General features: G+C 70.9%; 14 protein-coding genes and 1 pseudogene. 6 read left to right on the top strand and 9 right to left on the bottom strand.

The genetic code is table 11. The features are described from left to right. The 6 genes from ACIGYR_RS37720 to sbnA form a co-directional block, all read left to right on the top strand. The coding region (locus tag ACIGYR_RS37720; RefSeq protein ID WP_399608311.1) for a heterodisulfide reductase-related iron-sulfur binding cluster at positions 1 to 308 on the top strand (308 nt) is incomplete at its 5' end. A gap of 391 nt (positions 309 to 699) precedes the next feature. Continuing rightward, on the top strand, positions 700 to 3,273 hold the full coding sequence (locus tag ACIGYR_RS37715; protein WP_399608313.1) for a Pls/PosA family non-ribosomal peptide synthetase: 2,574 nt from the start codon (positions 700 to 702) through the stop codon (positions 3,271 to 3,273). A 13-nt stretch (positions 3,274 to 3,286) separates the two neighbouring features. Next, positions 3,287 to 6,550 (top strand): amino acid adenylation domain-containing protein, encoded by a 3,264-nt coding sequence (locus ACIGYR_RS37710; RefSeq protein ID WP_399608316.1) that lies wholly within the window; start codon positions 3,287 to 3,289, stop codon positions 6,548 to 6,550. Between the two features lie 42 nt (positions 6,551 to 6,592). Further along, on the top strand, positions 6,593 to 7,597 hold the full coding sequence (locus ACIGYR_RS37705; protein ID WP_399608318.1) for a TauD/TfdA family dioxygenase: 1,005 nt from the start codon (positions 6,593 to 6,595) through the stop codon (positions 7,595 to 7,597). Beyond that, positions 7,594 to 8,664: a 2,3-diaminopropionate biosynthesis protein SbnB gene (gene sbnB, locus ACIGYR_RS37700; protein ID WP_399608321.1), complete on the top strand. Its 1,071-nt coding sequence runs from the start codon at positions 7,594 to 7,596 to the stop codon at positions 8,662 to 8,664. The genes ACIGYR_RS37705 and sbnB overlap by 4 nt, the downstream gene beginning before the upstream one ends. Positions 8,665 to 8,701: 37 nt before the next feature. Then, on the top strand, positions 8,702 to 9,727 hold the full coding sequence (sbnA, locus tag ACIGYR_RS37695) for a 2,3-diaminopropionate biosynthesis protein SbnA (protein WP_399608324.1): 1,026 nt from the start codon (positions 8,702 to 8,704) through the stop codon (positions 9,725 to 9,727). Between the two features lie 39 nt (positions 9,728 to 9,766). Here the strand turns inward: sbnA and ACIGYR_RS37690 are convergent. The 9 genes and pseudogenes from ACIGYR_RS37690 to ACIGYR_RS37650 all read right to left on the bottom strand — a co-directional run. Beyond that, positions 9,767 to 10,972, bottom strand: a pseudogene (locus tag ACIGYR_RS37690) (MFS transporter); the annotation flags it as partial. After that, the gene (locus ACIGYR_RS37685) at positions 10,939 to 11,466 is read right to left on the bottom strand and encodes a GNAT family N-acetyltransferase (protein WP_391847582.1); all 528 of its coding nucleotides are present in this window, start codon (positions 11,464 to 11,466) and stop codon (positions 10,939 to 10,941) included. The pseudogene ACIGYR_RS37690 and the gene ACIGYR_RS37685, both read right to left, overlap by 34 nt. A 1-nt stretch (position 11,467) precedes the next feature. Continuing rightward, positions 11,468 to 12,808 carry a type III PLP-dependent enzyme gene (locus ACIGYR_RS37680; RefSeq protein WP_399608328.1) on the bottom strand — a complete coding sequence of 447 codons (1,341 nt, stop codon included), beginning with the start codon at positions 12,806 to 12,808 and terminating at the stop codon, positions 11,468 to 11,470. Beyond that, a complete protein-coding gene (locus tag ACIGYR_RS37675) occupies positions 12,805 to 14,094 on the bottom strand; it encodes a DUF6271 family protein (protein ID WP_399608330.1) in 1,290 nt (429 codons plus the stop codon). Before ACIGYR_RS37675 ends, ACIGYR_RS37680 begins: the two co-directional genes overlap by 4 nt. Beyond that, positions 14,091 to 15,119 (bottom strand): phytanoyl-CoA dioxygenase family protein, encoded by a 1,029-nt coding sequence (locus ACIGYR_RS37670; protein ID WP_399608331.1) that lies wholly within the window; start codon positions 15,117 to 15,119, stop codon positions 14,091 to 14,093. Before ACIGYR_RS37670 ends, ACIGYR_RS37675 begins: the two co-directional genes overlap by 4 nt. A 184-nt stretch (positions 15,120 to 15,303) precedes the next feature. Then, on the bottom strand, positions 15,304 to 16,815 hold the full coding sequence (locus ACIGYR_RS37665; protein WP_399608334.1) for a glycoside hydrolase family 3 protein: 1,512 nt from the start codon (positions 16,813 to 16,815) through the stop codon (positions 15,304 to 15,306). A gap of 7 nt (positions 16,816 to 16,822) precedes the next feature. After that, on the bottom strand, positions 16,823 to 17,653 hold the full coding sequence (locus ACIGYR_RS37660) for a carbohydrate ABC transporter permease (RefSeq protein ID WP_391847577.1): 831 nt from the start codon (positions 17,651 to 17,653) through the stop codon (positions 16,823 to 16,825). Further along, positions 17,650 to 18,648: a carbohydrate ABC transporter permease gene (locus tag ACIGYR_RS37655; protein ID WP_391847576.1), complete on the bottom strand. Its 999-nt coding sequence runs from the start codon at positions 18,646 to 18,648 to the stop codon at positions 17,650 to 17,652. Before ACIGYR_RS37655 ends, ACIGYR_RS37660 begins: the two co-directional genes overlap by 4 nt. Positions 18,649 to 18,768: 120 nt before the next feature. Then, complete coding sequence (locus ACIGYR_RS37650; protein WP_399608337.1) at positions 18,769 to 20,046, bottom strand: extracellular solute-binding protein; 1,278 nt, start codon at positions 20,044 to 20,046, stop codon at positions 18,769 to 18,771. Between the last annotated feature and the right edge of the window lie 163 nt (positions 20,047 to 20,209).

Here is a 20,209-nt window from a genome sequence, read left to right as displayed (position 1 = left end):
AACGCGGCTTCTGCTGCGGCGCCGGCGGCGCCCGGATGTGGATGGAAGAGCGCATCGGCAAGCGCATCAACAACGAGCGCGTCGACGAGGCCCTCTCCCTCAACCCCGACATCGTCTCCACCGCCTGCCCCTTCTGCCTGGTCATGCTCACCGACTCCGTCAACGGCAAGAAGAACGAAGGCAAGGCGAAGGAGTCCATCCAGGTCGTCGACGTCGCCCAGCTGCTGCTCGACTCCGTCAGGACCCCGCTCGACCCGGCGGGCGAACCCCGGACCGAGAGCGAACCGGAACCCGAACCCGCGAAGTAACCACCCATTGAAAGACCGAAAGGCGGCCCCGCCCGGGGCCGCCTTTCGGTTTGTCCGGACGGCGAAGTCCGGCGGACGGCCACCGGGCCCGGACGGCGAAGACCGGCCCGCGATCCCGTCTCGGCGAGGCGCGAGACGAAGCGTGAGGGGCGCCGACGGCCTCCTCCTGGCCCGGGACGTCAAGGCCGGCGGGGCCGCCGATCGGGTGAACCCCTGGTGTCCCCCGTTCCCGCGAATGCCAAGGGAGACGGAGCCGCCGCGCTTTTTTCAGCGAGCGTGCGGAGCTCTGCGAAGTGGCAGCCTGCTGATTGCCTGGCCAAACTGAAACAGACGGTCCGTGATCAGAAGGATCCGGTTGGCCGATCGCAACGACATGTCCTCAGGAGATCGCATGGTGGAGCAGTCCTCCGAGGTCCCCATATCAGGGCCGAAAGAACATGCCGTCCCCCTGAGCGACACCGTTCCGGCCAGGACGGACACCGAAAACAAACTCGCGGCAGCGCTCGCCGAACTCGTCGGCGCCGAACATGTTCCGGCCGAGAGTCATTTCTTCACCGACCTGGGCGCCAATTCCTTGGTCATGGCCCAGTTCTGCGCGCGGCTGCGGAAAATTCCGGATCTGCCCTCTCCTTCCATTCGGGACATCTACCGGAACCCCACGATTCGAAGCCTGACGGCAGCGCTGGCGCCGACCGCTCCCGTCGCCGCGGACGCCTCTTCCGTGCCGGCGCCCATGGCGCCCCCGGTCACCCGCGCGAGTCGGCCGGCCCATCTGCTGTGCGGGACGGCCCAGCTGCTGATCTTCCTCACGTACTCCCTGGTGTCCGGGTTCATCACCGCGGGCGGATACAAGTGGATCGCCTCCGGTTCGGGGCTGCTCGACATCTACCTGCGCTCGCTCGTCTTCGGAAGCGCCGGGTTCATCGCGCTGTGCGCCTTCCCGGTCGTCGCGAAGTGGCTCCTCGTCGGCCGGTGGAAACCGGGCGAGTTCCCCGTCTGGGGTCTGGCCTATCTGCGTTTCTGGCTGGTCAAGGTGCTGCTCCACGCCAACCCGATGGTGTTCCTCGCCGGCACCCCGCTGTACGTGCTGTACCTGCGGGCCCTGGGCGCGCGGATCGGCAAGGGGGTCACGATCCTCTCCCGTTCCGTCCCCGTCTGCACCGACCTGCTGACGATCGGCGCCGGCACGGTGATCCGCAAGGACTCCTTCTTCCTGGGCTACCGGGCCCACGCGGGCCGCATCCAGACCGGCCGGGTCACGCTCGGGCGGGATGTGTTCATCGGCGAGAAGACGGTCCTGGACATCGACACCTCGATGGGTGACGGCGCACAGCTCGGCCACACCTCCTCGCTGCACCGCGGCCAGGCGGTGCCGGACGGCCGGCACTGGCACGGATCCCCGGCGGAGCCCACGCACATCGACTACCTGCGGATCGCTCCGGCCAAGGTCGGCACCGGACGCCGGGCCTGGTTCGGCCTCGTCACCATGCTGCAAATGATCTTCCTGTACGTCCCGCTCGCCATCGGCGGCGTGTACATGTTCTTCACCGAGGTACCGGCTGTCGGCAAGCGGCTCGATCCGGAGACGGCCGCGTTGTCCCGGTCCCAACTGATCACCGACGCGCTCGCCGTCTCCCTCGCCCTGTTCTGCGGTTTCGTCGTACTGGCCCTGGTCGCGCTGTACGCCGTCCCGCGGCTGATGGGACTGGTCGTCAAGCCCGACCGGACCTATCCGCTCTACGGATTCCGCTACGCGGCGCACCGGGCGACGGCCCGCCTGACGAACATCAAGTTCTTCGCCTGGCTCTTCGGTGACAGCTCCTACATCGTGCACTATCTGCGCGCGATCGGATACGACTTGTCACGGATCGAGCAGACCGGATCCAATTTCGGCACGGAAATGGCGCACGAAACTCCGTTGCTGGTGTCCGTCGGCACCGGAACGATGGTGGCCGACGGTCTTTCCGTGGTCAACGCGGACTACTCCAGTACGTCCTTCCGGCTTTCCCGGGTGACGATCGGGCCGCGCAATTTCCTGGGCAACAACATTGCCTATCCCGCGGGCGGCAGGACGGGTGACAACTGCCTCCTCGCGACGAAGGTGATGATTCCCCTCGACGGCGAGGTCCGCGAAGGCGTGGGGCTCCTCGGTTCGCCGTCCTTCGAGATTCCGCGCTCGGTGGACCGCGACTCACGGTTCGACCACCTCAGGTCGGGCGAGACGCTGCGCACCCGTCTCGCCGCGAAGAACCGGTACAACCTCCGCTCGATGGCCCTGATGCTGTTCGCACGCTGGCTGCACACCTTCGGGCTCACCTTGCTCGCCCTCGCCTCCATCGACCTGTACGGCGTGATCGGGGACGTCGTGATCGCCGTCTATCTGGCGCTGACACTGGCGCTGTCCACCGCGTACTACATCCTGCTGGAACGCTGCCTGCTGAGGTTCCGCAGGCTGAGCCCCGATCTGTGCTCCATCTACGACCGCAGGTTCTGGCAGATCGAGCGCCTGTGGAAGGTCCCCTCACACTGGCTGAACATCTTCAACGGCACACCCTTCAAGGCTCTCGTCTGGCGCCTGATGGGCGTCCGCATCGGCAGCAGGGTGTTCGACGACGGCTGCTACGTGACCGACCGGACCCTCGCGGTCATCGGCGACGAGTGCACCCTCAACGCCGGCACCAAGATCCAGTGCCACTCGCAGGAGGACGGCACCTTCAAGTCCGACGGCATCACGCTGGGCGCCGGCTGCACGCTGGGCGTGGCCGCCCATGTGCACTACGGCGTGACCATGGGCGACGGCTCGGTGCTGGCGCCCGACTCCTTCCTCATGAAGGGCGAGGAAGTCCCCCCGAACGCACAGTGGGGCGGCAACCCGGCCGTGGAGATGCCCGAGACCGGCAGCCGGCCCGGCGCCCCGGGCAGGGCCGTGCGGACCACCAGCGCCACTGCGGCTGCCAAGAGCTGAGGAAGGCCATTCGATGGGAACGCGCGTGGAAGCTGACCGGGAGTTCTGGCGCCGTGCACTGACCGCCGGAGGCGGCACCGCCGTGCCGCGCTGGGTCCGGGAACCGGTGCCGGGCACGCTGGAGCAGGAGGTGGCGGTCCCGGACGACGTGGCGACCTCGGTGCGCGCGCTGGTGCGGCGGTCCGGGCTGCAACTCAGTTCGCTGCTGCTGGCGGCGCACGCGAAGGTACTGGCCGCGCTGTCCGGCGAGGACGAGGTGGTGACGGGTTACACCGCGGGAGTGCGCGGCGAGCCGCTGCCGTGCCGTCTGGAGGTGCCCCCGGGGTCCTGGCGGGCCCTGGTGTCGGCCGCCGAGCACGCCGAGGCGGAGGTGCTGGCGCACCGGGAGTTCCCGGTGCCGGAGCTGCGGCGGGAGCTGGGGGTGACCGAGCCGTCGTACGAGGTGGTGTTCGGCCCTATGGGCGCCGAGGAGGCGCACGCCGACGACGGTGTGCTGCATGTGCGCTGGTGCGACCGGGGCGGACGGCTGGTGCTGCGCCTGCGCTGCCGCTCGGACGTGCTGGACGCCGACGGCGCGAGCCGGATCGCCGGCTACCACCTGAAGGCGCTCCGCCTGCTGGCGGCCGGCCCGGACACCGACCACACCCAGCAGAGTCTGCTGTCGGCCGGGGAGGTGCGGGAGCAGCTGGAAGGGCTGGCGGGGCCCCGTCGGGCGCTGCCGGACGCCCGCGCGCACGAGCTGTTCGAGCAGCGGGTCCGGGCGCATCCGCACATGGTGGCCGCGGTGCACGGCGAGCGTGAGTGGACGTACGGCGAGCTGAACGCGCGCGCCAACCGGCTGGCGCGGGCCCTGCTGGAGCGGGGGCTGGGCGGCGAGGACGTGGTCGCCGTCGTCACCGAACGCAACCTCGACTGGCTGGCGGCGACGCTGGCTGTGTTCAAGGCGGGCGGCGCCTACCTGCCGATCGAGCCGCACTTCCCGGCCGGCCGGATCGCGGCCATGCTGGCGCGGGCGGAATGCCGGCTGGTCCTCACCGAGTCCGGCAGCACCGAGACTCTGGACGAGGCGCTGACCACCGTACCGGGGACCGAGAAACTGCTGGTCGAGACGGCGTACGCGGAACCTCACGCGGACGACGACCCGGGTGTGCCGGTGGAGGCGGGCCGGCTGGCCTACATCTACTTCACCTCCGGCTCCACCGGCGAGCCGAAGGGGGCGATGTGCGAGCACGCGGGCATGCTCAACCACCTGTTCGCCAAGATCGACGATCTGGGGATCGGCGAGGGGTCCGTGGTGGCGCAGACGGCCCCGCAGTGCTTCGACATCTCGCTGTGGCAGCTGGTGTCGGCGCTGCTGGTCGGCGGGCGGACCCTGCTGGTCGGCCAGGACGTGGTCGTGGACGTGGAGCGGTTCGTCGACACGCTGGTGCGCGGCCGGGTCGCTGTGGCCCAGGTCGTGCCCTCCTACCTGGAGGTCGTGGCCTCCTACCTCGAACAGCACCCCCGCGCCCTGCCGGACCTGCGCTGTGTGTCGGTGACCGGTGAGGCGTTGAAGCGGGAGCTGGTCCAGCGCTGGTTCGCGATCCAGCCGGGGATCAGGCTGCTCAACGCCTACGGCCTGACCGAGACCTCGGACGACACCAACCACGAGGTCCTGAACACGGTGCCCGACCGCGTCCTGCTGGGCCGTGCGGTGAACAACGTACGCGTCTACGTCGTGGACGAGCACCTGTCGCTGGTGCCCCTGGGCGCCCCGGGACTGATCGCGTTCTCCGGGGTCTGCGTGGGCCGCGGGTACGTCAACGACCCCGAGCGGACCCGGGAGTGCTACCGCACGGACCCGTACCGGCCCGGCGAGCGGCTCTATCTGGGCGGCGACCGGGGCCGCTGGCACCCCGGCGGCAAGCTGGAGTTCCTCGGCCGCCGGGACAACCAGGTCAAGATCCGCGGCTTCCGGATCGAGATCGGTGAGATCGAGAACACCCTGCTGCGGGTGGACGGGGTGCGCGACGGTGCGGTGGTCGTCGTCGAGCTGGGCGGCGGGAACAAGCATCTGATCGCCTTCCACAGCGGCAGGCGGCACCAGCCGGACGTGCTGCGCGAGGCGCTCGCGGCGGCGCTGCCCGCCTACATGGTCCCCTCGGCCTTCCACTGGCGGGACGGTCTGCCGCTGACCGCCAACGGCAAGATCGACCGCAAGGCCCTGACCGCACAGGCCCAGCTGGAGGCGCAGGACGCGCAGAACACCGCGGCGGACGGGGCGGACAGGGCCGAGCTCAGCCCGACCGAACGGAGGCTGGCGGCGGCCTGGGCCGAGCTGCTGGGCGTGCCCGAGCACCGGATCGGCCGGACGGACCACTTCTTCGACTCCGGGGGCACCTCCCTGACGGCCGTCAGACTCAGCGTCGCCCTCGACCGCGCGGTCTCCCTGAAGGACATCACCCGCCACCCGGTGCTCGCCGACCTGGCCGCCGTCCTCGACGGCACCGTCCGACAGCGCCCGGAGCTGCTCCAGCCCGTGTCGGAGGCGGCCGGTGCGCCGGAGAGCGCGCTGGTGTGCTTCCCCTACGCGGGCGGCAACGCCGTCAACTACCGGCCGCTGGGGTCGGCGCTGGCGGGCAGCGGCCTTGCGGTCCTCGCGGTGGATCTGCCCGGTCACGACCTGGCCGCCCGCCGTGCGCCGTTCGCGTCGGTCGCGGAGGTGGCCGACCAGGTCGCCGCCGAGATCGCGGCGCGCGGCCTGACCCGGGTCATGCTGTGGGGCCACTCGTCGGGCGCGGCACCGGCCCTGGAGACGGCGCGCAGGCTCCAGGAGCGGGGTGTGCGGGTGACGCGGGTGTTCCTCGGCGCGCAACTGCTGGGCACCGTCGCCGAGCGGAGCGCCGCCATCGCCGATCTGATGAGCCGCAGCGACGCGGAGATCGCGGCGGGACTGACCGCGGACAGCGGCTACACGGAACTCGCCGAACTGAACGAGCGGCACGCCGAACACATCGGTGCCGCCTACCGGCACGACTGCTTGGCCGCGCACCGCTTCTTCCTGGCGGCCCTGGAGTCCCCGCCGCCGGCCAGGCTGTCCGTCCCGGTCTCGGTGGTGGTCGCGGCCGACGACCCGCACACGGCCGGCCACGCCGAACGCCACCGCGACTGGCTGCTGCTGGCCGAGCACGTCGACCTGCACGAGCTGGCCGACGGGGGCCACTACTTCCTGCGCACCCGCCCGGCCGAGGCGGCACAGGCCGTCTTGGGCGCGGCCGTACCCCTGGCCTCCACCTGAGGCCCGTTCCTCCACCCGACGGGCTACCGAAAGGAAACCGAGATGCCGTCCTCATCCCTGGCAGCACCGCTCGATGTGGAGCTGCGGCCGGACCGGCCCGCGCTGCTGCGTGTCGATCCGCCGGGCGACGCCGCGAGCTGGGCGGCCGACTACCGCGAGGCGTTGCGCGCGCAGGTCACCGAGCACGGGGCGCTGCTGGTACGCGGCCTCGGCCTGACGGACGCGGACCAGGTCGGTGCCGTCTTCGCGCGGCTGTCCGGCGGGCTCATGACGGAGACGGAGGCGTTCGCCCCCCGCGAGGCCGAGGGCCCCGGGCTGTACTCCTCCACGCCCTGGCCCGCCAACCAGCCGATGTGCATGCACCACGAGCTGAGTTACCCGCTGGAGGTGCCCGGCCTGATGCTGTTCGCGTGCCTGACCGCACCCGAGCAGGGCGGGGCGACGGCGGTGGCCGACGCCGAACAGGTCCTGAAGGCCCTGCCCGCCGAGCTGACGGAACGGTTCGAGCGGGAGGGCTGGCTGCTGACCCGCACCTACACCGACGAGATCGGGGCGTCCCTGGCGGAGTCGTTCGGAACCGACGACCGCGCCGGGATCGAGCGCTACTGCCGTTCTCACGCCATCGACTTCACCTGGCAGGCCGACGGCTCCCTGCACACCGAGCAGCGCCGCGGCGCCGTCGTACGGCACCCGCTCACGGGCAGGCGCTGCTGGTTCAACCAGATCGCCTTCCTCAACGAGTGGACGCTGGCCCCGGAGGTGCGGGAGTACCTGGTGGACGAGTACGGCGCGGACGGGCTGCCGTTCAACACCCGCTGCGGGGACGGCACCGTGATCGGCGAGGACGTCGTCCAGGTCATCAACGCCACCTACGAGGAGCACACCCGGCGCGAGCCCTGGCAGGCCGGTGACCTGATGCTCGTGGACAACATCCGCACCGCGCACAGCAGGGAGCCCTTCACCGGCGAGCGGCGGATCCTGGTCGGCATGGCCGAGCCGCTGCGCCTGGCCGACGGCTGCCCCGCGCCCGAAGGGAGCCGGCGATGACGGATCTGCTGTCGACCACCGACCGGGCGGCGGGATCGGAACCGCCCTCGGTACCGAGCTTCGCCGTGATCTCCGGTGAGCAGGTGAAGAAGGCGCTGGAGGGATCCGAGAAACAGCTCGTGGAGCTGGTCGAGGCCACCTACCGGCTGCACGGCGCCGGGGACTCGGTCAACCCGCCGTCGTACTTCCTGCGCTTCCCCGACCGTCCGACGGCCCGGATCATCGCGCTGCCGGCGTCCATCGGCGGGTCGGTCCACGTGGACGGCCTGAAGTGGATCTCCAGCTTCCCGGAGAACGTGAAGGCCGGGCTTCCGAGGGCCTCCGCGGTGCTCATCCTCAACGACCACGACACCGGCTACCCCTTCGCCTGCCTGGAGAGCTCCATCATCAGCGCGACCAGGACGGCCGCGTCCGCGGCGCTGGCGGCGGACTGGCTCAGCCGCAACCGGCCACGGCCCCGCCGCGTCGGGTTCTGCGGTACGGGCCTGATCGCCCGCTACATCCACACCTTCCTGGCCCGTACCGGCTGGACCTTCGACGCGATCGGCGTGCACGACCTGTCCGCCGACAGCGCCGAGGGTTTCTGCGGCTACCTGCGGCAGTCCGGTGCCGGCGAGCCGGTCGTCGTCCACGACAGCGCGGAGAGCCTCATCCGCTCCAGCGATCTGGTGGTCTTCGCCACCATCGCCGGCCGGCCGCACGTCACGGCCCCGGGCTGGTTCACCCACAACCCGCTGGTCCTGCACGTGTCCCTGCGCGACCTGGCCCCCGAGGTCCTGCTCGCCTCGGCGAACTTCGTCGACGACGTCGAGCACTGCCTGAAGGCGGAGACCTCGCCCCACCTGGCCGAGCAGCGCACGGGCAACCGCGACTTCCTCAACGGCACACTCAACGACGTGATGCTGGGCCGGGCCGCCCCGCCCCAGGACCAGCCGGTGATCTTCTCCCCCTTCGGCCTGGGCGTCCTCGACCTGGCCGTCGGCAAGTACGTCTACGACCAAGTGGCCCGGGCGGGCCAGCTCCGCCTCATCGAGGACTTCTTCCACGACCTGCGCCGGTACGGCTGAGGCCGTTGCCCTCAGCCCTGGTATCAGGAGGTCTGCCGTGCCCGTCATCTCCGCTCCCCACTCCTTCAACGAGGGGGAACTCTTCGTCGATCTGGAGTCGATATTCGGATGCCGCCTCTATCTCAAGTGTGAGGGCTTCAACTTCGCCGGCTCCATCAAGTTGAAGGCCGCCAACGAGATGGTGGAGAGCGCCGAGCGGGACGGAAGCCTGACACCGGATTCCATCCTCGTCGAGTCCTCCTCCGGAAACCTGGGCGTCGCGCTCAGCATGATCGCCGCGAGCAAGGGCCACCGGTTCCTGTGCGTCACCGACCCGCGCTGCAACCTGTCGACCAAGCTGCTGATGGAGGCCCTCGGCAGCCAGGTGCACGTCGTGACCGACCTGGACACCAACGGCGGGTTCCTGGGCACACGGCTCGAATACGTCCGCGCGCTGTGCGCCTCCGACGAGCGGTACGTGTGGCTGAGCCAGTACACCAACGCGGGGAACTGGCGGGCGCACTACCGCACGACGGCGCCGGAGATCGCCGGCCAGTTCCCGCGCCTGGACGTGCTGTTCCTCGGGACGGGCACGGCCGGGACGCTGATGGGCTGCGCGCGTTACTTCCGCCAGTGGCACCGGCCGGTGCGGATCGTCGCCGTGGACAGCGTCGGCTCCGTGGCCTTCGGTGGCAAGCCCGGCCGCCGGATGATCCCCGGTCTGGGCATGAGCATGCGTCCGCCGCTGCTCGACGATTCGTACGTGGACGAGGTGATCCGGGTGGAGGAGGCGGACACCATCCGCACCTGCCACCGGTTGGCGAGGCGGGGCTTCCTGTTCGGCGGCTCCACGGGGACGGTGGTCAGCGCGGCGTCGGACTGGCTGGCCCGGCACGACAGGAACGACCTCACCGCGGTGGCCGTGGCGCCCGACCTCGGCGAGCGCTACCTGGACACCATCTACCAGACCAACTGGCTCCAGGACCTCTACGGCGAGCACCTCCTCGACTCCGCCCGGCTGGACACCGCCTCCTGGGACGAGGAGTCCGCGGCACGGACGCCGGGCCCCCACGAAAGACAGTGAGGGCGTCCAGGGCGGCCGGCGCCGCGGCGGGTCGCCGGCTCAGGTGTCGACCAGCGCGGTGACCCGGGACCGCCACGGGATCCAGAAGGCGGTCACCGTGACGATCAGGGCCGAGACGGCCACCGCGGCCATGCCGATGGTCAGGCTCGCCGCGCCCGCCACGAAACCGATCAGCGCCGGCCCGCCCAGCAGACCGGTGGTACCCATCGCGGCGACCAGGGCGAGGGCGTCCGAGCCGCGTTCGGCCGCCGCCACGTACACGCACGGGGTGACGGCGGCCGCACCGAGACCGACGCAGGCGAAGCCGAGCAGCGTGGGGACCACTCCGCCGGCGAGCAGGGCGAGGGCCAGGCCGGCGGCGGCCACCGCGCTGCCGGTGCGCACGACGCGTCCGTCGCCCCAGCGGGTGCGCCAGCGGTCCGCGCACACCCGGGCCAGCAGCATCATCACGGAGACGACCGCGATGCCGAGCGGGGCGACGCTCGCCGACGCCTTGACGACGTCCTTCAGATAGAGCGTCGACCAGTCGTTCATCGCGCCCTCGGTGATCGTGCCGAAGGCCATGGCGCAGCCCATGAGGAGGGTCGTGCCGGAGGTGAGGGCGCGGCCCACGCGCCGCTTCGGCTCGTCCGGGGCGGCGGCGCCCGGCTCCTGGCCGGGCAGCAGGCCCGGCCGGGCGCCGCCGAGCAGGAGCAGCAGCAGGACCCCGGCGACGGTGAAGTGGGCCGGTACGGAGCCGGTCAGGGTGGTGGCGCCGGAGGCCAGCAGGGCGGCGGCGAGCAGACCGGCGCTGAAGGTGGCGTGCAGCTGGGACATCGCGGTGCGGTCGTACGCCTTCTCCAGCGCGGCGCCCTGCGCGTTCATCGCGACGTTGAGGCAGCCGACGGCGACTCCGTCGGCGCACACGGCGAGCAGCGCCAGCGGATAGTTCGGTGCGGCCGCCAGGGCCGCCAGGACCGCGATCAGGCACCCGGCGGACACGAGGGACAGGCGCCGGGAGCCGAGCCGGCGCATGAGGACGGCGACCAGGGGGAAGGAGGCCGCCGCGCCGGCCCCGCAGGCCATCAGCAGCAGGCCCACCTCGCCGGCGCCCAGGTCCAGCCGGGTCTTCAGCGCGGGCAGGCGGGAGATCCAGGTGCCGTACTGGAATCCGAGGAAGCAGAACAGCGCCGCGATGGACCACTTGGCGCGGGGGAAGGGCAGCTCGGGCATCAGACGGCCTCCCGGGCCTGGTACGGGTGGGGTACGGCGGCCACCGGGGCCGTCATGTAGACCGCGCCGCCGCCGTAGTCCGGCGGGACCGGGGCCGCCGGGTGGGGGCGGTAGCCGTTGGCGCGCCAGAACGGCTCCTTGTCCGCGACGGCGACCAGCGAGATGGTCGTGAAGCCGCGGGCGCGGGCCGCCCCGGTCAGCCTGCGCACCAGCCGGGTGCCCAGTCCCCGGCGCCGCAGCGGAGCGCCGACGACGAGGTCGTGCAGGTGGAGGTTGGTGGTGTGGTGGACGGCCTGTTCAGGGCGGGTCAGGTCGGGGCAGCGGAACCGGGGGTAGGGCAGGGCGAGGACATAGCCGGCGAGCCGGCCGTCGAGCTCGAGCACGAAGCAGGTGCCGGCCGAGGCGCTCGCCCGGGAGCGCAGGAGTTCCTCGCCCTCGGCGAGGGAGAGATCCGCGTACGCCTCGCTCTCCAGGGCCGCCAGCCGGGGCCAGTCGGCCTCGGTGATGCCCCGTATGAGGTCTGTCATCTCAGTGGTGTCCTTCCGGACCGCGTGTGCACACGCACGGCAGCGGGCGGATGCCGTTGAAGCCCTGGGTCGTGTAGCTGGTGGCGTAGGCGCCGGCGGACAGGATCCAGACCGGGTCGCCGGAGGCCACGGCGCGGGGCACGCGCACCGGGTGCCGTCCGCCGCCGTAGGCGTCGTCGCTGTCGCAGGTGGGGCCGGCGACGACGGCGGACACGTACGCCTCGTCGGTCTCGTCCGCCTGCGCGGGGAAGACCAGCCGGTGACGCACCTGGTCCATCTCGTACAGGCCGTTGAACTTCCCCGCGCTCAGGTACAGCCAGCGGGCCCGCGTCCCGTCCGGCTGGGCCCGTTCGGTCAGCCGGTACACATGGGCCCGGACCGCGCCGTGGTCGGCGACCAGGTGGCGTCCCGGCTCCATGACGAGGCCGAGCGGGGCGGCGGTCAGGCCGTTCAGCCGCTCCATGCCCTCGCGGATCACCGCGAACATCTTGTCCAGCGGCGGGTCGAGCGGGTTGCCGTGCCGGTCGAGGTAGCCGCGCGCGGGCAGGCCGCCGCCGAGGTTGACGTGGTCCGGCACGATCCCCAGCCCGTCCAGCGCCATCAGCGTCCCGGCGAGGGAGTCCAGGGCCTGCTGCCATGCCTCGCCGGTCATCTGCTGGGAGCCGACGTGCACGGACAGGCCGGCCGGGACCAGGCCGGCCGCGCGGGCCGTGGCCAGGACACGGACGGCGTCGTTTGGGGCGCAGCCGAACTTGTGGTTCAGGCCCCACAGGGCGCCCTCCCCGCTGGTGGCCAGGCGGCAGAACACCCGGGCGCCGGGGGCGCGGGCGGCGATCGCGGTGACGTCCTCGACGCTGTCGGTGGCGAAGGTGCGCACACCCAGCCGGTGGGCCTCGGCGATGTCGTGGTCGGACTTGACGGTGTTGCCGTAGTGGACGCGGTCGGCGTGGACGCCGGTGTCCAGTGCCTGCCTGATCTCGGCGGGGCTCGCCGCGTCGAATCCCGCACCGCGCTCCGCCAGGCAGCGCAGGACCTCGTCGACGGGGCATGCCTTGAGGGCGAAGCGGACGTCGGTGCCGGGCAACTCGGCCAGCAGGGCGTCGTATTGGTGCTCGATGCCGGTGAGGTCGTAGATGATGCGGTCGGTGTCGGCGGTGGCCAGGGCGGTGGTGAGGGGGGTGCCGGGTGCGGGGCCGGGGCCCGGTGCGCCGGTGGGCGAGCCGTGTTCCGTCGTCGGGCGGCCGCGGGGCCACTGGGGCTGGTCGCGCAGTTCCCCGCGCCCCTTCGGGGCGCTCCTGTGCGGGCTGTTCAGGTGCGGGCTGTTCAGGTGCGGGCTGTTCATGTGCGGGCCGCCTCTATCAGTGACGGCCACGCCTCGATCAGGTGGGCGAAGTCCTCGATGTCCCGCTCCGCCTGGTCGAGCAGTTCAACGCGTCGCGCGGCGAGCCGGTCGGCGACGGTCGCGTACCGTCCCCCGAGCTTCCGGTAGGCGGTGTCCACCCGGTCCAGGCGCCACTCGTTCTCGGCGCGGTCCAAGCGGGTGCTCTCCCGCAGGAACTCCACGATCCGGTCGGGCCTGACCCGCTGCCGGTCGTCGAGGAGCCCGTCGCCCTCGGCGGCCATCCGGTCGTAGACGTGGTGGAAGTACAGCATCGACAGCAGGAACTTCACGAAGCGGGTCTGGTAGGCCAGGAAGCCCGCGTCGGTGCGGCGTTCGGGGGTGTAGAAGTTCTCGATGTGCCGGTTGTGCAGGATGCCGGGCAGCGTGGCGTCGTGAACCAGGTGGGTGAGGAAGTAGTCGCTGCCGATGGTGTCGGTCGCCGGGGGCAGCGGGAGCCGCTCGTACACGTCGTGGTGGAGGGCGATGTTGCACATGTCGACCCGCATCGGGTCCACGAGGGCCAGGGTGGAGTGGTCGCCGGTGAAGGCAGCGGTGCCCGCTCCGGTGAAGGACTCCTCGACCAGCTCGCGCCGTTGCTCCGGTGAGACGCCGGCGGGTGCCCACAGGCCGACCACGTCGTGGTAGACACCTTCGTCCAGGCGCCGCATCTCGCCCAGATCGACGGAGAGTTCGCCGATGAAGGAGGCGCCGGCGAGCGACACCGGACGGTGGCCGAGGGCCGGGTCGAGGTCCGTGCGCGTGACGGCGGCCGACGCCTCGGCGGCCGGACGGCCCAGCCAGGGCAGCTCGTGGTGGACGGGGAACACCGGTTGTCCGGCGTGGAACTGGTAGGTGCTGTCGGAGTCCCGGCGGTGCACGGAGTGGCAGCCGAGGGCGGCGGCCAGCAGGAAGGCACGGTTGGTGCAGGCGCCGTAGGAAACGGCGGGCGGGAGCATGAGGCGGAGCAGCCGGTCGGGCTCGGGCAGGCCGGCCGTCCGGATGGCCCGGCGCAGGAAGTCCCGCTGGGCTTCCTCGTCGAGGTGGTGGACGCTCACGCCCGGTTCCGGGGGCAGGGCCGCGACGGTGCGGGTGTGGGCGGCCCGGGTGCGGTCGTCGGCGGAGTCCAGGATCAGCAGCCGCACGTCGGCGCCGAACCGGCGGGCGGCGTGGCCGGCCTCGGCGTGCAGGGCGGTGATGGTGGCGGAGCAGGCCCGGTTGGTGGGCAGGCACAGGCAGATCCGGTTCACCGGGCGCCTTCCGCGGCCCAGGAGTCGAGGCCGAGCAGCTTGCGTCCCAGGCCGTTCAGTTCGGCGGGGCCGTAGCGGAGGGCCTCCGGTTCGCGGGCGTCGCCGAGCAGGGTGGCGTTCCAGTCGGGGGTGGCGAGGGTGCGCCAGGAGTCCACGCGGGAGTCGCGCAGGGCCGTGTGCTCCTCCAGCGCGGGCATCATCGACAGGTACTGGACGGCCCGGACAGCGTTGTCAGAGAGGTTGGGGCCCACTCCGTGGGCGAGCAGCCCGTTGAAGATCAGCAGGTCGCCGGCCTGAAGGTAGGGGCGGACGACCGGGAACTCGGCACGGTCGACGGCGGGCCGGACCGGGTCGCGGCCGGACGGCTGGGCGATGCGCCACTCCTCGAAGCGGCGGAAGAGTTCCGGGGCGCACTGGAAGCCGCCGAGTTCGGGGCGGGTGTCGGTGAGCGCGATGATGCCCTGGACGCGCTGCGGCAGTACGGCGAGGGCGGTGTCGACGTCCCAGTGCAGCTCGATGTCGAAGCCCTCGTCGGTGGGCTCGATCAGGGAGCGGGAACGGGTGCGTATGTTGGGCGGGTTGAGGTTGAGCCGGTCGAGGGTGACCCACAGCTCGGGGGTGTCCCAGACGTCCACGAAGGCGTCGTAGACCCGCTGGTTCTGCCGGCTGTCCCAGATGAGCTGGTGGTGGTACGCCTCGACGAAGCCGTAGATGTAGAGGTGCCGGTCGAGTTCGGAGCGGAACTCCGGCTCCTCGTACCAGGTGTCGGGACGGTCGGGGTCGAGCCCCTGGAACCGCCAGGCGAAGTCGAGGAGTTGTTTCGCCTCGCCGGGGGTGATGGCCTCGCGTACGACGACGTAGCCGTAGGTCTGCCAGAACGCGAGGTCCTCCTCCGAGAGCACACGCAGCGGCTGGGTCTTGGCGAGGTCGCGCAGGGGGGTCGGGGCGAGGTAGGTCTCGCCGTCGGCACTGAAGTAGGGGCGGCCGGTCGCCGCACGGTGGAGGTAGGGGGCGGGCGTGTGCATGCGTTCACTCCGGGGTGATCGGGACGACAACACCTTGGGGTCGGACGTGAGACATGTGCCGGTGGCAAGCGCCGGAGCGCGAAAAGGCCAGCGGGTTCCCTCGGGGAGAGAACCAGCGGGTTCCCTCAGGGAAAGAATGAAGAGTGGCCGCCCGCGGGGAGGGGCGGGCGGCCGGGACGGCCGGTCAGCCGGCGAGGACGGCCTCGGCCGCCGCCACTGCGCAGACGCGGGCGGCGCCGTAGGTGGCGATGTGCAGGGCGCCGCGCGGGGTGGCCTGCGGCAGCCCCATCTCCACGACGACGGTGTCGGGGCGGGCGGCGAGCAGGGTGTCGAGGGCCGAGCGCATCCAGTCGTGCCGGTGCTCGTCGCGGACCACGGCGACGATCCGGCGCCCGCCAGCCGCGGCGAGGACGGCTTCTCCGGCGTTCTCACCGGTGAAGGAGGCGGAGTCGGTGCCCGGCAGCAGCCGCTCCAGCTCGGCGGCGACGCCCCACGGGGTCTGGTCGCCGACGGCGATGTTGGGGGCCGGGTTGAACTGGGCGACGTGGACCGGCCCGGTGACCGGTGCGGCGGTGCCGGCGCGCGTCACGGTCAGCGCGCGGCGGGCCGCGACCAGGCCGATCTCCGGGGCGGCCGCGGTCTTCTCCGCGTCACCGCGGGCCGCGGCGGTCCAGGCGGCCAGGTCGCGCACCCGGGCCGCGGCGTCGGCGAGCCGTTCCTCGGGCAGTTCACCGGAGCGTACGGCGGCCACGAGCGCGTCCCTGAGGCTCAGCACGGTGTCCTCGTCGCACAGTCCGCCGCCCACGCAGATCGCGTCGGCGCCGGCCGCGATGGCGAGGACGACCCCGTGTGCCAGGCCGTAGGTGCCGGAGATGGCCCGCATCTCCATGCCGTCGGTGACGATCAGGCCCTGGTAGCCGAGTTCGCCGCGCAGCAGGTCGGTGAGGACGCGCCGAGAGAGGGTGCCGGGGCGGTCCGGGTCGAGGGCCGGGACGAGGATGTGGGCGCTCATGATCGCCCGGGTGCCGGCGGCGATCGCCGCGCGGAAGGGGGGCAGTTCGCGCTCGTAGAGGGTGTCGGCGTCGACGTCGATGCGGGGTACGGCGTGGTGGGAGTCGACGTTGGTGTCGCCGTGTCCGGGGAAGTGCTTGGTGCAGGCGGCGACGCCGGTGGACTGCAGGCCCTCGACCCAGGCGGCGGTGTGCCGGGCCACCAGGCCGGGGCTCGCGCCGAACGAGCGGACGCCGATGACGGGGTTGTCCGGGTTGGCGTTGACGTCGGCGGACGGCGCCCAGTCGAAGTTGACGCCGCAGGCGGCCAGGCGGCGGCCCAGCTCGCGGGAGACGGCCCGGGTGAGGTCGGGGTCGTCGACGGCGCCGAGGGCGTGGTTGCCGGGGAAGGAGGAACCGGTGCGCACGTCGAGGCGGGTGACGTCGCCGCTCTCCTCGTCGATGGCGACCAGCAGGTCGTCGCGTTCGGCGCGCAACCGGCCGGTGAGGGCGGTGACCTGGTCCTCGCTGACGACGTTGCGGCCGAACAGGGCGACGGAGGCGAGGCCCTCGCCGATGCGGCGGCGCACCCAGTCGGGGGCGGTGGTGCCGTCGAACCCGGGCTGGAGGACCGCGAGGGCGTCGCGGGTGAGGGTGTCGCCCGCGGCGGAGCCGCTGCCGGAAGCGGTGGTGGCGATGGTGGTCATCGGGGCGTCATCCCTTCACGGCGCCGTCGGTCAGACCGCTGACAGCCTTGCGTTGCAGGAAGATGAAGAGGATCAGGATGGGCAGCGCGAACAGGGAGGAGGCGGCCATGGTGGCGCCCCAGTCGTCGCCGAAGGCGGTCTGGAACTGCGACAGCCACAGCGGCAGGGTCTGCGCCTCGATGTCCTTGTTGAGGATCAGGACGAGCGGGAACTCGTTCCAGGCGGTGACGAAGCCGAACAGCGAGGTCGCCATCAGGCCGGGGGCGAGCAGCGGGAAGATCACCTTGATGAACGCCTGGGTCCTGGTGCAGCCGTCGACCATCGCCGACTCCTCCAGTTCCTTGGGTACGGCGGCGACGTAGCCGCGCAGCGTCAGGACGGTCAGCGGGAGCACCATCATCATGTAGATGACGGTGAGCGGGACCAGGCTGTCCAGCATGTCGTTGTCGCGGACGAGCATGTAGATGGCGATGATCATGACTTCCCAGGGAGCCATCTGCGCCAGCATGAACGTCACGATGAATCCGCGGCGGCCCTTGAACCGCATGCGGGCCAGCGCGAAGGCGGCGAACAGCGCGATGACGAGCGAGAGCAGGACCGACAGCACCGTGACGGTGACCGAGTTGAGGACCAGGGTCCAGAAGTGGTCGGCGTCGACCGCCTTCTTGAAGTGGTCGAGCGTGGCGTGCGTCGGGAACCACACCGGGTCGTCGGCGATGATGTCGCCGGTCGGCTTGAAGGCCGTGGCGAACATCCAGTACACGGGGAACACGAAGCCGACGAAGAGGACGACGGCGATCGCGTTGGGCCAGAGACGGCCGAAGAGCGAGCGCTTCACAGCTCGTCCTCCTCTTGCTTGAGTACCAGGCGCAGGTAGTACGACGTGATGACGAGCAGGACCAGAATGGTCAGGAAGGAGATCGCCGCGCCGACACCGAAGTGCTGGTTGCCGACGCCCTCGACGTAGGCGTAGATCGGCAGGGTCTCGGTGAGGTGGTTCGGGCCGCCCTCGTTCAGCGCGAAGATCTGCGCGAACGCCTTGAAGACCCAGATGACCTCGAGGAAGGTCGTCGCGTACAGGAAGGGCCGCAGGAAGGGCAGGGTCACCGAGGTGAAGCTCTTCCACGCGCCGGCGCCGTCCAGCGAGGCGGCCTCGTACAGCTCCCGGGGGATCGTGGTGGTGGCCGCGTAGAGGTTGATCGCCACGAAGGGTATGGACTGCCAGACGATGAGCAGGGCGACCACGGCGAAGGTGGAGAACTGGGTCTCCAGCCAGTTGTGGTCGGCCATGGAGTGCCAGCCGAGCTTGTCCAGCACCCAGTTGACGACGCCGAAGCGCTGGGCGAACAGCCACTGGTAGACGGTGGTGGCCGCGATGACCGGCATGGCCCAGGCGAGGACGAGACCGAGCATGAGCAGCAGCCGCATCTTCTTGCCGAGCCGCGCCAGCAGCAGCCCGATCAGGGTGCCCAGCACCATGATCAGTACGACGTTGACGGCGGTGAAGACGATGGAGCGCTCGACGACGTGCCAGAAGTCCCCGCCGGTCAGCACCTCCCGGTAGTTGTCGACGCCGTTCCACTCGGTGAGGTGCTGGATGAGCTGCCGCGCGTTGAGGTTCTGGAACGACAGCATGCCGTTCTTGACCAGAGGCCAGCCGAGCAGGACCACTGTGGCCAGCAGTGCGGGCAGCAGGAGCAGGTAGGGGGCGGCGGCGCCCCTCCGGGAGGGACCCCCGGGGGTGCGGCTGTCACCTCGCGGCGGGGCCGGCACCCGGGCCTTGCGGACAGCGGGCTCCCCGGCCGTGTCCGTGCCTTCGGTCTGCACTGACATGCGTTGTCATCTCTTCCGTGGCCGTACGTAGGACTTCCTCGGCCGTGCGCACGGCGTCCGGGGCCGTACGACGGCACAGGTGTGCCGGGGGCGCCCCGAGGGGCGCCCCCGGCGCGGCCGTCAGTTCTCCTGGGCCAGGCGCTTGTTGATGTCGCCCTCGACCTGCTTGGCGGCGTCCGCCGGGGACTTACCGTTCAGCACGGCGGTCATGTAGGACTTGATCGGGTTGGGGTTGTTCTCCACCGCGCCCCACTCGGGGATCAGCGGGGTGGTGCCACCGACCGCGGCACCCGGAGCGATGGCCTCGGCGACGGCGTTGCCCTTGAGGTTGGTCTCCAGGGCCTTCTTGTTCGGGATGACGCCGTTGAGCTTGGCCAGTTCGCCCTCGTACTGGTCGGACAGGGCGATCTTCAGGAACTCCTTGGCCAGGGCCTGCTTCTTGCTGCCCTGGGCGACGGCCAGGTTGGAGCCGCCGAGGAAGACGCTCTCGGGCTTGTCCGCGGTGGCGCCGGGGATCGGGAAGTAGCCGAGGTCCTTCTCGATGGCCTTGTTGGCGGTGACGGCCGTACCGGCCTCCCAGCCCATGCCGATGAACGCGCCGGTCTTGCCCTTGGCGAAGACCTCGGCCTGCTGCGGGTTGGCCTCGTCCTTGTCCTTGGGGGCCTTGGAGTAGGACTGGTACTTCTTGTAGATCTCCATGGCCTTGGCGACCTTCGGGTCGTCGAGGTTGGAGACGTACTTGTCGCCGTCCTTCTTCACCAGGTCGCCGCCCTGGCCGATGATCATGCCATCGAGGAGGTACCAGTTCTGACCGGGCAGGTAGATCGGCTCGGCGTCGGTCTTCTTGCCGATGGTGTCCAGGTCCTTGAAGAACTCGTCCCGGGTCTTCGGGGTGTCCTTGATACCGGCCTTGGCCCAGATCTTCTTGTTGTAGATGACCACGCGGCTGGTGAAGTACCAGGGGGCCGCGTACTGCTTGCCGTCGTAGACGGAGGACTGCGACACCGACGGCGTCCAGTCCGTGCCGATTTCCGACTTCAGGTCACTCAGGTCGGCGAGGCCGCCGGTGACCGCGTAGGCCGGGGTCTGGGTGTTGCCGACCTCCAGCACGTCCGGCGGGTTGGACTCGGAGAGGGCCGTGGTGATCTTCTGCTGGATCCCGTCCCACTTCTGGGTCTCGAACTTCAGCTTGGCACCGGTCTTCTTCTCGAAGGCCGCCGTCACGTCCTTGACCCACTGGTCCGGCGTGGAGCCGTCCATGGCCCAGACGGTGAGCGTCTGGCCCTTGAAGCTGTCCGGTCCGGCGTTCTTGCCGCTGTCGTCGTCGTCCCCGCCGCACGCCGACACGGAGACCATCATGCCCGCGATCACGATCGCGGCCGCAAGCTTGCGCTTCACGCCACCCTCCTCAGGGATGCCACTAACCCCCCACGCCCTCGGCGGTGACCTGCGTACGACGCTGTTGCACGTAGGGCTCGGGACCTGGCCACTAATGGTGTAGACCAGTACGGTGGAGCTTGGCCTAGACCTTTTGGAGTGTCAAGGGTGGTTCGGGAAGCCG

The sequence above is a fragment of the Streptomyces sp. NPDC053076 genome (genome assembly GCF_044546845.1).
Taxonomy (GTDB): domain Bacteria; phylum Actinomycetota; class Actinomycetes; order Streptomycetales; family Streptomycetaceae; genus Streptomyces.
The sequence above is the reverse complement of the archived record's forward strand: the minus strand, read 5'-3'. Positions and strand labels throughout refer to the sequence as shown.

Bases quoted from the DNA above. Each gene is read 5' to 3' on its own strand.
- ACIGYR_RS37665 (WP_399608334.1), bottom strand. From the start codon at position 16,815: ATGACCACCATCGCCACCACCGCTTCCGGCAGCGGCTCCGCCGCGGGC.
- ACIGYR_RS37715 (WP_399608313.1), top strand. From the start codon at position 700: ATGGTGGAGCAGTCCTCCGAGGTCCCCATATCAGGGCCGAAAGAACAT.
- sbnB (WP_399608321.1), top strand. From the start codon at position 7,594: ATGACGGATCTGCTGTCGACCACCGACCGGGCGGCGGGATCGGAACCG.
- ACIGYR_RS37685 (WP_391847582.1), bottom strand. From the start codon at position 11,466: ATGACAGACCTCATACGGGGCATCACCGAGGCCGACTGGCCCCGGCTG.
- ACIGYR_RS37705 (WP_399608318.1), top strand. From the start codon at position 6,593: ATGCCGTCCTCATCCCTGGCAGCACCGCTCGATGTGGAGCTGCGGCCG.
- ACIGYR_RS37710 (WP_399608316.1), top strand. From the start codon at position 3,287: ATGGGAACGCGCGTGGAAGCTGACCGGGAGTTCTGGCGCCGTGCACTG.
- ACIGYR_RS37670 (WP_399608331.1), bottom strand. From the start codon at position 15,119: ATGCACACGCCCGCCCCCTACCTCCACCGTGCGGCGACCGGCCGCCCC.
- ACIGYR_RS37680 (WP_399608328.1), bottom strand. From the start codon at position 12,808: ATGAACAGCCCGCACCTGAACAGCCCGCACCTGAACAGCCCGCACAGG.
- ACIGYR_RS37655 (WP_391847576.1), bottom strand. From the start codon at position 18,648: ATGTCAGTGCAGACCGAAGGCACGGACACGGCCGGGGAGCCCGCTGTC.